The organism is Actinomadura luzonensis (assembly GCF_022664455.2).
In the GTDB taxonomy this organism is placed as follows: domain Bacteria; phylum Actinomycetota; class Actinomycetes; order Streptosporangiales; family Streptosporangiaceae; genus Nonomuraea; species Nonomuraea luzonensis.
Map to the genome: position 1 here is coordinate 1,407,399 of NZ_JAKRKC020000002.1, position 13,094 is coordinate 1,420,492.

The window sequence follows — 13,094 nt, forward strand, 5'->3', positions numbered from 1 at the left end:
CGTTGCGCACGTATCTGGCCGCGCCGCCGCCGCTCTTCCCTTGCGTACGCGGCCCGCGGCGGAGGGAGTGCGCCATGTTCGTCGGGCGGACGGCGGAGCTCGCCCTGCTGCGCGCCGAACTGCGCGCGGCGGCCGGCGGCCGGACCAGGACGGCGGTGGTCGAAGGACCCGAAGGCATCGGCAAAACGGCCCTCGTCCGGCAACTGACGCAAACCGAGCTCCGGGACCGGGCAGCGGCCGCCGATGAGGAGGCCGGGCCCGGGGACCGGCCGGCGGCGGTCGGCGAAGAAGCTGAGCGGCCGTTGCGGGTGGGGGCGGTCGGCGTGGTCGGCGCGGTCGGCGGAGAGGCTGAGCGGCCGTTGCGGGCCGGCGCGGCCGGGGCAGTCGGGGCGCTCGGCGCGGAGGGCGAGGGGCCGGTGCGGGTGGTGGCGGTCGCCGGGGAGGAGAGCGAGCGCGGCCTGTGGCTGGGCGTCGCACGGCAGCTCGCCGACGAGGCGGAACGGCAGCTCGCCCCGGCGGGCGGGCGCACCACCACCCAGAGCCCGCCCCACCGCCAGCCCGCCCCGGACGGACCCGGCTCTACTGCGGCAGAGCCCGGCGAGGCTGCTCCGGCAGCAAGGCCCGGCGCCACCACCCTCCCGGCTGGAGCCGCGCGCCCGGTGGCGGGGCCCGGTGCCGTCACGCTCCCGGCTGGAGCCGCGCCGCCGGTGGCGGAGCCGGACGGGGTCGCTCTCCCGGCCGGGGCCGGGTTCCCCGCGGCGGGACCCCACGCGGCGGGGGAGGCGATCTGCGGGATCATCACCGCGGCGCAGAAGACCGGCGGGCCGGTGGTCCTGGTGATCGACGACGCGCAGTGGGCAGACCTGCCGTCCCTGCACACCCTCGCGTACGTGCTGCGCCGCCTCCGCACCGCGCGGGTGCTCGTCCTCGTGCTCTGCCGCGACCTGGCCGGCCCGTGGCTGCCCGACGGCCTGCGCCGCCTCCTGACCGCCGACGGCGCCCTCCACCTGCCCCTCGGCGGTCTCACCGCCGCCGACCTGGCCGAACTAGCCGCCGCCCGTTCTGCGCCCGACACGGACACAGGGCAGCCCCGTCCCTTCGGCCCCGCCCCGGGGCGGCCGGACCCCGAGGATCCCGCGCCGAGCCGGCCGTACGCGGACGTGCTGAGCGAGGAGGCCGCCGAACGCCTGCGCGACCACACCCTCGGCAACCCCCTGCACGCCGGCGCCCTGCTGGACGCCGTCCCGCCGCCCGTCCTGCGGGACCTCGGCGCGCGCCTGCCCGCCCCCGCCACCTACGCCCGCCCCTTCGCCCGCCGCCTGGCCGGCCTCGCCCCCGGCGCCAGGCGGCTCGTCACGGCCTGCGCGGTCCTCGGCGACGCCTGCCCGCTGCACACGGCCGCCGCCGTCGCGGGCGGGCTGCCCGACCCACTGAACGACCTGGAGGAGGCCGTCACCGCCGGGCTCCTGCGGGAGCTGCCCGGCCACCTCGTCGCCTTCCCCGACCCGCTCGCCCGCGCCGCCGCCTACGACGGCCTCGGCGCCGGCACCCGGGCGCGGCTGCACCTGGCCGCCGCCGCGGCGGCCGGCGACACCGGCACGGCCCTGCGGCACCGGGCCGCCGCGTCCGCCGGGCCGGACGACGACCTGGCGGACGAGCTGGCCGGGTACGCGGCCAAGATCGCCCAGCACGGCCAGTGGCGGGAGGCCGCCGCCCACCTGGAGCTGGCCGCCGGCCTCACCGACCCGGCGCTCGCCCCCGCCCGCCGGGACGCGCTGCGCACCGCCGCCGTCGAGCACGTCCTGCTGAGCGGCGACGCCCGCCACGCGGCCCGGCTCGCCGCCCTCCTGCGCGACGCCGCTGGGCGTGACGCCCTCATGGGCGACGCCGCCGGGCGGGGCGGGGCCGACGCCGTTGCGGCGCGCTCGTACGTGCTGGGCCGGCTCGCCCTCGTCACCGCCCGCTTCGACGAGGCGGCGGACCTGCTGGACGCGGCCTGGCACCACCGCGAGCCCGGCCTCGCCGCCGACGTCGCCGAGCAGCTGGCCTGGCTCCACCTCCTCACCGGCGACCCGGCCGGTGCCGCCCGCTGGGCCCGCCGGGCGCTCGACGAGCCCATCCAGAGCGCGATCGCCCGGCCGCGCGACGTCCTGGCCCTGGTGTCACCCGCGAGCGCCGACCCGGAGGAGGGCGGCCTGGCGGCGGCGGTGGCGTGGCTCGGGAGGGGCGAGCCCGAGCGGGCGTGCGACGTCCTGCGGCACGTGGTGACCGAGGCGGGCGGGCCGGGCTGACCCACCACCGGCTGACGGCCACCGGGCTGCTCGCCGCCGCCGAGCACGGCGCCGCCGACCGCGAGACCCGCGCGGCCGCGCGGCGCGCCCTGGCCGAGGCGGCGGCGCTCGGGCAACGCTGGCTCCTGCCCACCCTGGAGGCCGTCCGCGTGGCCCCGCTCGCCGCCCAGGGACACCACGACCGCGCCCTCGCCCACGCCCGCGCCGCCATGAGCGCGGCCCGCCATCTGCGGCACGCCCTCGGCGAGGTCCAGGCGGCGCAGGCCCTGGCGCTGCTCGGCGCCGAGGACGCGCCGCCGGGCGACGGCACCGCCGTCCCCTTCGTGCCCGACGCGCGCCCGCGCCGCGTCGAGGCGCTGATCGCCGCCGGGCGCCTGACCGAGGCGGCGCACGTCCTGGCCGCTATGGACGACGGGCAGGGCCGCCGCGCGGGACGTGCCGAGCGGCTCAGGCTCGAAGGGGTGCTGCTGGCGGCCAGGAACGTTCCAAAGGAGGCGGAGCAGAGCCTCCTGCGGGCTCTCGGGCTGGTGGAGGGCGGGGCGCGTCCGCTGGAGGAGGCGCGGGTGCTGCTGGACCTGGGGCGGCTGCTGCGGCGGACCGGACGCCGGCGGGCGGCTGCCGGGCGCCTCGCCGCCGCGCGCGTCGTCTTCGCCCGGCTGGGGGCGCGTCCGCTGGCCGAACGCTGCGACCGCGAGCTCGCGGCGTGCGGGCTGGAGCCGCAGGCGACGGCCCGCCTCGGGCTCACCCCGCAGGAGCTCAGCACCGCGACCCTGGTGGCCCACGGCCTGACCAACCGGCAGATCGCCACCGAGCTGCTGATCAGCGTCAAGACCGTCGAGTACCACATCGGCAAGATCTACACCAAGCTCGGCATCGGCTCGCGGGCCGCCCTCGCCGCCAGGGTCACCGCGGAGGGAGGAGAGGCGGCGCGGTGAGGGCGGCGTGTTCCGTCGTGACCGAATCGCGGTGGAGGAGGTGGAGGTCCTTGCGCGCAATCCGGGTGCCCGATGCGGCAATCGCGGGGCCGTTATCCGCCGCCCGCCCTCCAGGGGACACGGACGGAGGCATCGCCCATGCCCAGCGAGCCCATCGAGCGGCCCTAGGATGCCATACGGCGAGCTGGACGAGGCGTTCGAGCTCGGCAGGACGTGCGCGCTGGCCGCCGAGTGCGGCAGGGACCTGCGCGGCTGCGCCCAGATGTACCGGCCGCTGTTCCCGCCGGCCGCCTTCGGCGCGGGGCGGTACGACGCCCTGACCCTCGCCACCGCCTTCAGCGCCCCCTGGGCCACGGCCGACCGGCTGAAGGTCGCCAACCGGGCCGCCCTGTGGGTGCTGGCCGTGGACCGGCTGGTGGACCACACCGCCAACACCCGCGAGCAGGTCGACCGCCTGACCCGCGAGTGCCTGTCGGTCGCCGACGGCGCGGTGCCGCGCACGGCCGCCGCCCGCTTCCTCGCCGACCTGCGCGACGAGCTGGCCACCGTCAAGGAGTTCGGCGAGCTGCGGTGGCTCTGGCGCGACCAGCTAGCGCGGACGTCGCACGGCATGGCCCGCAACTGGGTGTGGCGCGACACGGGGGCCTCGCCGCCGCTGGGCGGCTACCTCGGCAACGCCGACAGCCGCGGCTCGTGCTTCGTGGACCTGTCCCACTGGATCTACGCCTCCGACGACTGGGCCAGGGCGCACCTGGAGGAGCTGCGCGGGGTCAGCCGCCACGTTCAGCGCTACCTGCACCTGCTCGGCGACGTGGTGTCGTACCGGAAGGACATGAGCTGGGGCGACCTCAACGTCCTGGCGCTCGGCGTCAGCCGCGCCGAGGTGACGGAGGCGATGGCGCGGCTGGCCGGCGAGGCGCTCGCGCTGCTGGAGCCGCTGCGGGAGCACAGCCCCCGCACCGCCGTCCACCTGCGGCGGCGGCTCGGCTTCCAGGCCGGTTTCCACGGCTTTTCGGACTACGGACGCAGCGCGTAAAGGTCCTGTCGGATCGCCTGACACCCTTCCTTGACTGGACAGGCGTCAGCGCGGCGAATAATGGGGCCGTGCGCTACAAACCGTGACATTTGGTTTCTTGTAAAAACTTGCGGCTTGAGTGGAAAATGTGGCGTTGCTAGGGTGTCTCGATGCCAGGCATGTGGATCGGCCTTCTCAACACACCTTGACAGGTACCACTGACCACGGCACCTCAGGGCGGGCCGCGCATGCGCGGGAGATGTACGGGCGGTGCTGGATGGAATTCGGTCGCTCTGACCATTGGCGACTGCCGACAGCGATCAAGATCTTGATCGCCGGGGGATTCGGCGCGGGCAAGACCACCATGGTGGGCGCCGTCTCCGAGACCCGGCCACTGCGCACCGAGGAGGCGCTGACCCAGGTCGGCACCGACGTGGACGATCTGTCCGGTGTCGAGCGCAAGCTCACCACCACGGTCGCCATGGACTTCGGCCGCATCACGATCCGCAACGACTACATGCTGTACCTGTTCGGCACCCCCGGCCAGGAACGCTTCTTCTTCGTCTGGGACGAGCTGGCCATGGGCGCGCTCGGCGCGGTCGTCCTGGCCGACACCCGCCGCCTGGACGACTGCTTCCCCTCCGTCGACTACTTCGAGAAGCGCGGCCAGCCGTTCGTCGTGGCGCTCAACTGCTTCGAGGGCACCCAGCACTTCACCGTCGGCGAGGTGCGCGACGCGATCGGCCTGGAGCCCGACATCCCCATCGTGCGCTGCGACGCACGCCGCCGCGACTCCGGCAGGGAGGTCCTCATCACGCTCGTGGAGCACGCGATGCGCCGGGGCGTCTCCCCGGTCGGGACCATGTCGTGACCATGACCGGCTACCTTTGATCCGATGGAGGAGATCGACCGCCGGATCATCACGCTGCTGGCCCGCGACGGCCGCATGAGCTTCACCGACCTGGCCAGGGAGACCGGGCTCTCGGTCTCGGCCGTGCATCAGCGGGTGCGCCGCCTGGAGAAGCGCGGCGTCGTGCGCGGCTACGCCGCGATCGTCGACCACGACGCGATCGGGCTGCCGCTGACCGCCTTCGTGTCGATCAAGCCGATCGACCCCGCCGCGCCCGACGACGCCCCCGACCGGCTCGCCCACCTGAGCGCCATCGAGGCGTGCCACAGCGTGGCGGGCGACGAGAGCTACATCCTCAAGGTGCGGGTGGCCTCGCCGGTGGCTCTGGAGGACCTGCTGCAGCAGATCCGGGCCGCGGCGCACGTCTCGACGCGGACGACCGTGGTGCTGAGCACGCCGTACGAGCACCGGCCGCCGGAGGTCGCCCCCGACCCCGACCCGGCCCCCGACACCCCCTGACGGGCCAGGCCCGCCGGCCCGCCTGAGCCCCTTCAAGGCCCGCTCGAGCCCCTTCGAGGGGAGCGCGCGGGGTCCGCCTGACGCCTTCGACGGGAGCGCGCCGGAACGGTTCTTACGGAGTGCGGACGGATCGGCCGCCCGCCGCCCCGGCGCCGCGTCCGGGTGCGACGCTGCACCTCATGACGCCCGCCGACCCGGCCCGGCCCGCCGCCGAGGCCGCACCCGCCGCATCCCCGCCCGCCGACGCCCGCCCGGGGCCGCCGTCCCGGGCGGGGCGGTTGCGGGTGGTGGCCGCGGCCGCGCCGGTGGCCGGTCTGGTGGTGGTGATGGCCGTCGTGTTCCGCGCCGCCCCCGCTGCCCTTCCCTGGTGGTACGCGCTGGCGTGGGGGCTGTTCGCGGCGGCCGTGCGGGCCCTGGGCCGCGTGCCCGCCCCGGCCGCCGGGCGGCTGGTGGCGGCGGGCGGTCTGGCGGTGATCGCCACCGGCCTTCTCGCCCCGCCCGCCACCAGCACCGACTCCTTCCGCTACGCCTGGGACGGCCGCGTCCAGTCCGCCGGCCTCTCCCCGTACGACCGCGCCCCCGCCGACCCCGCGCTCGCCCGCCTGCGCGACCCCTGGCTCTTCCCCGGCTGCGCCGAGGGCCGCCTCTACCCCTTGCCGGACGGCGGCTGCACCCGCATCAACCGGCCCACCGTCCACACCGTCTACCCGCCGCTCGCCGAGGCGTACTTCCTCCTGGTGGACCGGCTCTCGCCCGCCGGGGCGCGGCACAAGCCGCTGCAGGTGGGCGGCGCGCTGCTGGCCGCCGCCACCGCGGCGGCCCTGCTGGCCGTCCTGCGGCGGCGCGGCGACGTGCGCGGGGCGGCGCTGTGGGCGTGGTGCCCGGCCGTCCCGATGGAGGCGGTGAACAACGCGCACGTGGACGTGCTCGCCGTCGCCGCCGTCGTGGTCGCGCTCGGCCTCCGGGCCGGGAGCCGGTGGCGGGCGGCGGGGCTGGGGGCACTGCTCGGGGCGGCGGTGGCGGTGAAACTCATCCCGGCCCTGGTCGGGCCCGCCGTCCTCGGAGGAAACGGGCGCGGGCGCGCGGGGTGGGTGATGGCGGGGGCAGGGACGGCCGTGGTTCTCGCCTACCTGCCCTACGTGCTCGGCTCCCGCGCGTCCGTCCTCGGCTACCTGTCCGGCTACCTGGCCGAGGAGGGCTACGACGAGGCCGCGAACGGCGGGCGCTACGCCCTGCTCCGCCTCCTCCTGCCCGACGCCTGGGCGCCGCCCGCCGCCCTGGCGGTCCTCGCCGCCGTGCTCGTGCACGTCCTCCTGCGCGGCGACCCGGCCCGCCCGTGGCGCGGCGCGCTCCTGGCGGCCGGCACGGCCTTCCTCGTCCTGACCCCCGGCTACCCCTGGTACGCCCTCCTGGTCGCGGGCCTGGCGGCGCTCGACGGGCGACGGGAATGGCTCGGCGTGCCCCTCGCGGGCGCGGCCGCGTACCTGACGCCCTTCGGCGCGCCCGCCTACGCGGCCGCCGCGGCGGGGGTGCTCGCCGCCGCAGTCGTACGACGACTTACCATGTCGTCATGATGACTTCAGCGGACCGCGTCGCCCGCGTCCGGCTCTCGTCCGTCTGCCTCCCTCTCGGCACCCCCGTCAGCGACGCGAAGGTGCTGACCGGCCGCCAGCGCCCGATGACCGAGATCGCGTTCCTGTTCGCCGAGATCGAGAGCGAGCAGGGCCACGAGGGCGTCGGCTTCGCCTACTCCAAGCGCGCGGGCGGCCCCGGCCAGTACGCCCACGCCAAGGAGATCGCGGGCGAGCTGATCGGCGAGGACCCCAGCGACATCCCGCGCATCTGGGACAAGCTGTGCTGGGCGGGCGCGTCCGTCGGCCGCAGCGGCCTGGCCGTGCAGGCCATCGCCGCCTTCGACGTCGCCCTGTGGGACCTGAAGGCCAAGCGCGCCGGCCTGCCCCTGGCCAAGCTGCTCGGCGCCCACCGCGACTCCGTGCGCTGCTACAACACCTCGGGCGGCTTCCTGCACGCCCCGATCGAGCAGGTGCTGGAGAACGCCACCGCGGCGCTGGAGCGCGGCATCGGCGGCGTCAAGATCAAGGTCGGGCAGCCGGACACCCGCGCCGACCTGGCCCGGGTGCGGGCCGTGCGCGAGCACCTGGGCGACCACGTCCCCCTGATGGTGGACGCCAACCAGCAGTGGGACCGCCCGGCCGCCGCCCGCATGGGCCGCGCGCTGGAGGAGTTCGGCCTGGTCTGGATCGAGGAGCCGCTGGACGCCTACGACCACGCCGGGCACGCCGCCCTGGCCGCCGCGCTCGACACCCCGATCGCCACCGGCGAGATGCTGACCAGCGTCGCCGAGCACGCCGAGCTCATCAGGGCCGGCGGCGCGGACGTCGTCCAGCCCGACGCGCCCCGCATCGGCGGCATCACCCCGTTCCTGCGGCTGGCCGCCCTGGCCGGGCACGAACGCCTCCAGCTCGCCCCCCACTTCGCCATGGAGATCCACCTCCACCTGGCGGCCGCGTACCCGCTGGAGCCCTGGGTGGAGCACTTCGAGTGGCTGGAGCCGCTGTTCGAGGAGCGGCTGGAGATCCGCGACGGCCGCATGCTGCTGCCCGACCGGCCCGGGATCGGCGTCACGCTGAGCGAGCAGGCCGCCCGGTGGACCACCGCACGCCACGAGGTCTCGTGACCAGCCGCACCCAGCAGCTCGTCGACACGCTGACCGCGCGCATCCAGGAGGGCGTGATCCGGCCCGGCGAGCGGCTGCCGACCGAGAGCGACCTGGTGGACGCGTACGGGGTCAGCCGCACGGTCGTGCGCGAGGCCATGGCCAGGCTCAAGGCCGCCGGGCTGGTCGAGACCCAGCACGGCCGGGGCAGCTTCGTGCTGGCCAGGCCGAGCACCACCGGCTTCGGCCCGGCACCCGCCAGGACCCGGCAGGACGTGCTCGACCTGCTGGACTTCCGCATGGGGGTCGAGGTCGAGGCGGCCGGGCTGGCCGCCGCCCGGCGCACGGACGCGGCACTCGCCGGGCTGCGCGAGGCCCTGGAGGCGTTCGCGGCGGCGGCCGGCAACCCGGGCGCGGCGGTGCACGCCGACTACCTGTTCCACCTGCGCGTCGCCCTGGCCACCGGCAACCGGTACTACGGCGACCTGCTCGCCTCGCTCGGCCCGTCCATGATCATCGTGCCGCGCGACCGGCTCCGGGCGGACCGCCCCGACTTCGCCGGGATCGTGGCCGAGCACGACGCCGTCCACGCCGCCATCGAACGGCGGGACGCCGAGGCGGCCCGCGCGGCCGTCCGCGTCCACCTGTCCGCCAGCCGCGCCCGCCTCCTCCGCGACCCCTGACCCGCGACCCCCAGCCCGGGGCCCCAGGTAGGGCTCAGGGGCACGCGGAGGCCGCCGCCGGACCCGGCACCCCGTAATGGGCGCGGAGCCGCGCCTTGGCCTCCTCAGGAGCGCCCAGGCGGTCCAGGCCGAGCAGGGCCGCCCCCAGCACCGGCGGCACGTCGGCCACCACCGGCTCCGCGCGCGGCGCCCGCACCGCGAACTCGCCCTCCAGCAGCGACGTCAGCAGCGGGTCCCGGGCCGTCAGCAGGCCGCCGCCGAGCACCACCTCGGCCGGCGTGTCCAGCAGGCCGAGCCGCCGCAGGCACACCTCGGCCAGCACCGCCACCTCCTCGGCCTGCCGCTGCACCAGCGACGTCGCCACCGCGTCGCCGGCCGAGGCGGCCGCCAGCACGCCGGGCGCCAGCTCGTGCAGCCGTCCCTCGTCCAGCCGGCCCAGGTGCAGCGCGAGGACGAGCTCCTCGACGGTCGGCGTCCCGAAGTGCGCGGTGACCAGGCCGGCGAGGGCGGTCGGGACGCCCCGGCCGTCCTCGGCGCGGGCCGCGTGCCACAGCGCCTCCTCGCCGAGGCAGTGCCCGCCGCCCCAGTCGCCGCTGAGGCGGCCCAGCGCCGGGAAGCGGGCCACCGCGCCGCCGGGCGCGACGCCGACGGCGTTGATGCCCGCCCCGCACACCACCGCCACCCCCCACGGCGCGGACGCCCCCGCCCGCAGCAGCGCGAACGTGTCGTTCCGCACCACCACCTCGGCGCCGAGGCCCCGCGCGGCGAGCTCGCGCGCCAGCGCCGCCTCCTCCACCGGCAGGTCGGCCCCGGCCAGGCACGCCGACACGTGCTCGAACCCGCCGCCGAACCGGCCGTCGAACCGCCCGCCGAGCCTGCCGTCGATTCCGCCGCCGATCCCGCCGCCGGCGCCGGCGGGGGACAGCGCCGCGACCGCCGCCGCCACCACGTCCACAGCCGCCGCCACGCCCTCGCGCTGCGGCGCGAACGCCCCCGCCCGCCCGGCCGCCAGCACCCGGCCGTCCTCCGCGACGACGGCCACGTCCGTCTTGCTGTTGCCGCCGTCCACGGCCAGGACGAGCCTCACCCGCCCACCGCCCCTGAGGCGGCCCACGGCAGGTGCGCGCGGCCCGCCTCCAGCAGCAGGCCCGTCAGCTCCTCCGCGACCTCGTCCTGCCCGACGAGGGGGTGGGCGAGCAGCGCGTCCCGCACCCGGTCCGCGCCGCCGCGCAGCGCCGCCTCCAGCGCCAGCGTCTCGTACGCCGACACGTGCCCGATCAGCCCCGCGTACAGCGGCTCCACCGGCGGCACCGGCAGCGGCGCCGCGCCCGAAGCCCCCACCGCCGCCGGCACCTCCACGACCGCCTCCGGCGGCAGGAACGGCAGCGTGCCGCCGTTGCGCACGTTCACCACCTGCACGTCCCCCCGGTCGCCGAGCAGCGAGGCGATCAGCGCCACCGCCGCCTCGGAGTAGAACGCCCCGCCGCGCCCGGCCAGCAGCTCCGGCTTGGTCACCACGGCCGGGTCGGCGTACAGCTCCAGCAGCCGCGCCTCCAGCGCCGCGACCTGCGAGGCGCGCGTCGGCGCGTCCCGCTGCTCGCGCACCACGGCGTCGTGGGCGTAGAAGTAACGCAGGTAGTACGACGGCACCGCGCCCAGCCGCGCCAGCAGGCCCGGCCGCAGCCCCGCCATCCCGGCCAGCTCCGCGCCGCGCTCCTTCAGCAGCCGGGGCAGCACGTCGGCCCCGTCCAGGTACACCGCCCGCTCCCACGACAGGTGGTTGAGCCCGACGTGCCCGAGCGACACCCGCGACGGCTCGACGCCGAGCCAGGAGGCGAAGCGCCGCTGGAAGCCGATCGCCACGTTGCACAGGCCGATCGCGCGGTGCCCGGCGTCCAGCAGCGCCCGGGTGACGATGCCGACCGGGTTGGTGAAGTCCACGATCCACGCCTCCGGCGCGTGCTCGCGCACGGTCTCCGCGATCGACAGCACCACCGGGACCGTGCGCAGCGCCTTGGCGAGGCCGCCCGCGCCCGTCGTCTCCTGCCCCACGCAGCCGCACCGGAGCGGCACCGTCTCGTCCAGCTCGCGCGCCGCCTGCCCGCCGACCCGGAGCTGGAACAGCACCACCGCCGCCCCCGCCACGCCCTCGGCGGCCGAGGCGGTCGCGAGCACCCGCGCCGGGTGCCCCGCGTGCGCGAGCATCCGCCGCGCCATGCCCGCCACCAGCTCCAGCCGGGACGGGTCCGGGTCGATCAGTGCGATCTCCGACACCGGCAGCTCCTCGCGCAGCCGCGCGAACCCGTCGATGAGCTCCGGCGTGTACGTCGAGCCGCCCCCGACCACGGCCAGCTTCACCCTTTCACCCCCGTCAAGGTCACGCCCTCGATGAACACCCGCTGGGCGAGGAAGAACACGACGATCACCGGCGCCGTCACCAGCAGCGTGGCGGCCATGGTGAGGTTCCACTGCACGCTGTGGAAGGCCTTGAAGGTGGCCAGGCCCAGCGACAGCGTCAGGTGGTCCTGCTGCACCCCGGCGTACAGCAGCGGCCCGTAGTAGTCGTTCCAGCAGTAGAAGAACTGGAACAGCGCGACCGCCGCCACCGCCGGGCGCGCCATCGGCAGCACCACCCGCAGCAGCGTGCGCAGGTCGGAGCAGCCGTCCACCTTCGCCGCGTCGGTGTAGTCGCGCGGGATCGTGACCAGGAACTGGCGCAGCAGGAAGATCGAGAACGCGTCCCCGAGCAGCAGCGGCAGGATCAGCGGCCACAGCGTGTCGGTCAGCCCGGCCCGCGCCCACACCAGGTAGATCGGCACCGCCACCACCTGCGGCGGCAGCATCATCGTGGTGACCACCACGAGGAACGCCGTCCGCCGCCCCCTGAACCGGAACCGGGCCAGGGCGTAGGCGACCGGCACCGACGACACCACCGTGAACAGCGTGCCGAGCACCGCGTACATCAGCGTGTTGCCCGCCCACCGCAGCAGCAGCGACCGGTCGAACACCGCGGCGAAGTTGGCCCAGTTCCAGCTCCGCGGCCACAGGTCGCTGGTCAGCGCCTGCTCGTCGGTCATCAGCGCGGTCAGCGCCATGAACACCACCGGCGCCAGGAACATCAGCGCCAGCGCGACCGCCAGCGCGTGCGTGGCGATCCACAGCAGCACCCGCCGCCGCCGGGCGCTCACGAGCCCTCCCCGGCCTCGGCCCCGCGGAACTGCCGCAGCAGGATCAGCGTGAAGATCATCGAGACGGCGAACAGCAGCAGCGCCAGCACGCAGGCGTACCCCATCGAGTAGTCGCGGAAGCCGGTCTGGAACAGCCACTGCGGCAGCGTCAGCAGCGACTCCTCCGGGTAGCCGGGCGAGAACGAGCTGCCCGGCGAGTCCGTCACGCCCGAGGCGACCCGGGAGGCGACCATCGCCTGGGAGAAGTACTGCAGGGCGTAGATGACGTTCGTCACCAGCGCGAACATCAGCACCGGCGCGATCACCGGCAGCGTCACGCTGCGGAACTGCCGCCAAGGGCCCGCGCCGTCGATCGCGGCGGCCTCGTACAGGTGGCGCGGCACGTCCAGCAGCGCCGCCATGAAGATCACCATGAGCTGGCCGCAGCCCCACAACGACAGCAGCGTCAGGCTCGGCTTCGACCAGTCCGGGTCGCCGAACCAGTCCGGCCCGCGCACCCCCAGCAGCGACAGCAGGTGGTCGACCGGGCCGGTGCCGGGGTTGAGCAGGAAGACGAACGTGATCGTGCCGGCCGTCATCGGCACCAGCGACGGCAGGTAGAACACCGTCCGCAGCAGCCCGGCCCCGGCCTTGAGCCGGGTCACGAGCTGCGCCAGGGCCAGCGAGAACAGCACGGTCGCCGGGACCATGAACGCCACCAGCCACAACGTGTTGCGCGCCGAGACGCCCACCCTGGGGTCGTGCAGCAGGTAGCGGTAGTTGTCCAGCCCGGCGAACTCCAGCGTGTACATGTCGTAGCGGTGGAAGGAGAAGTACACGGTCGACAGCAGCGGGTAGACGAAGAAGACGGCCACCCCGGCGAGCCACGGCGACAGCCAGAGCAGGGCGCGCAGGCCCTCCCCTCGCGGCCGCCGCGAGGTCGGCGCGAAGCTCACC

Annotated in this window: 12 protein-coding genes; 8 read left to right on the forward strand and 4 right to left on the reverse strand. The window is 76.0% G+C overall.

The annotated features are described in order from the left end of the window. The first annotated feature begins 74 nt into the window (after positions 1-74). The 8 genes from MF672_RS51570 (at position 75) to MF672_RS36775 (ending at position 8,970) form a co-directional block, all read left to right on the forward strand. Positions 75-2,291 (forward strand): AAA family ATPase, encoded by a 2,217-nt coding sequence (locus MF672_RS51570; RefSeq protein ID WP_302893337.1) that lies wholly within the window; start codon positions 75-77, stop codon positions 2,289-2,291. Then, complete coding sequence (locus MF672_RS36745; protein WP_247815606.1) at positions 2,243-3,226, forward strand: helix-turn-helix transcriptional regulator; 984 nt, start codon at positions 2,243-2,245, stop codon at positions 3,224-3,226. Before MF672_RS51570 ends, MF672_RS36745 begins: the two co-directional genes overlap by 49 nt. Positions 3,227-3,395: 169 nt before the next feature. After that, complete coding sequence (locus tag MF672_RS36750; RefSeq protein WP_242384040.1) at positions 3,396-4,262, forward strand: terpene synthase family protein; 867 nt, start codon at positions 3,396-3,398, stop codon at positions 4,260-4,262. A 256-nt stretch (positions 4,263-4,518) separates the two neighbouring features. Next, positions 4,519-5,112, forward strand: a complete 594-nt coding sequence (locus MF672_RS36755) for a GTP-binding protein (protein WP_242384039.1) — start codon at positions 4,519-4,521, stop codon at positions 5,110-5,112. Between the two features lie 24 nt (positions 5,113-5,136). Beyond that, complete coding sequence (locus tag MF672_RS36760; protein WP_242384038.1) at positions 5,137-5,610, forward strand: Lrp/AsnC family transcriptional regulator; 474 nt, start codon at positions 5,137-5,139, stop codon at positions 5,608-5,610. Between the two features lie 179 nt (positions 5,611-5,789). Then, entirely contained in the window at positions 5,790-7,184 is a 1,395-nt protein-coding gene (locus MF672_RS36765) for a glycosyltransferase 87 family protein (RefSeq protein WP_247815607.1), read from the forward strand. After that, positions 7,181-8,308 (forward strand): L-talarate/galactarate dehydratase, encoded by a 1,128-nt coding sequence (locus MF672_RS36770; protein ID WP_242379367.1) that lies wholly within the window; start codon positions 7,181-7,183, stop codon positions 8,306-8,308. The genes MF672_RS36765 and MF672_RS36770 overlap by 4 nt, the downstream gene beginning before the upstream one ends. Then, positions 8,305-8,970 carry a FadR/GntR family transcriptional regulator gene (locus MF672_RS36775; protein ID WP_242379366.1) on the forward strand — a complete coding sequence of 222 codons (666 nt, stop codon included), beginning with the start codon at positions 8,305-8,307 and terminating at the stop codon, positions 8,968-8,970. The genes MF672_RS36770 and MF672_RS36775 overlap by 4 nt, the downstream gene beginning before the upstream one ends. Positions 8,971-9,004: 34 nt before the next feature. On the opposite strand, the gene MF672_RS36780 is transcribed toward MF672_RS36775, so the two are convergent. The 4 genes from MF672_RS36780 to MF672_RS36795 are packed head-to-tail and all read right to left on the reverse strand — an operon-like array spanning position 9,005 to position 13,093. Then, positions 9,005-10,057 carry an N-acetylglucosamine kinase gene (locus MF672_RS36780; RefSeq protein WP_242379364.1) on the reverse strand — a complete coding sequence of 351 codons (1,053 nt, stop codon included), beginning with the start codon at positions 10,055-10,057 and terminating at the stop codon, positions 9,005-9,007. Continuing rightward, a complete protein-coding gene (locus MF672_RS36785; RefSeq protein WP_242379363.1) occupies positions 10,054-11,328 on the reverse strand; it encodes a family 4 glycosyl hydrolase in 1,275 nt (424 codons plus the stop codon). The genes MF672_RS36780 and MF672_RS36785 overlap by 4 nt, the downstream gene beginning before the upstream one ends. Beyond that, positions 11,325-12,158 carry a carbohydrate ABC transporter permease gene (locus MF672_RS36790; protein WP_242379362.1) on the reverse strand — a complete coding sequence of 278 codons (834 nt, stop codon included), beginning with the start codon at positions 12,156-12,158 and terminating at the stop codon, positions 11,325-11,327. Before MF672_RS36790 ends, MF672_RS36785 begins: the two co-directional genes overlap by 4 nt. Beyond that, positions 12,155-13,093 (reverse strand): carbohydrate ABC transporter permease, encoded by a 939-nt coding sequence (locus tag MF672_RS36795; protein WP_242379361.1) that lies wholly within the window; start codon positions 13,091-13,093, stop codon positions 12,155-12,157. The genes MF672_RS36790 and MF672_RS36795 overlap by 4 nt, the downstream gene beginning before the upstream one ends. Between the last annotated feature and the right edge of the window lies 1 nt (position 13,094).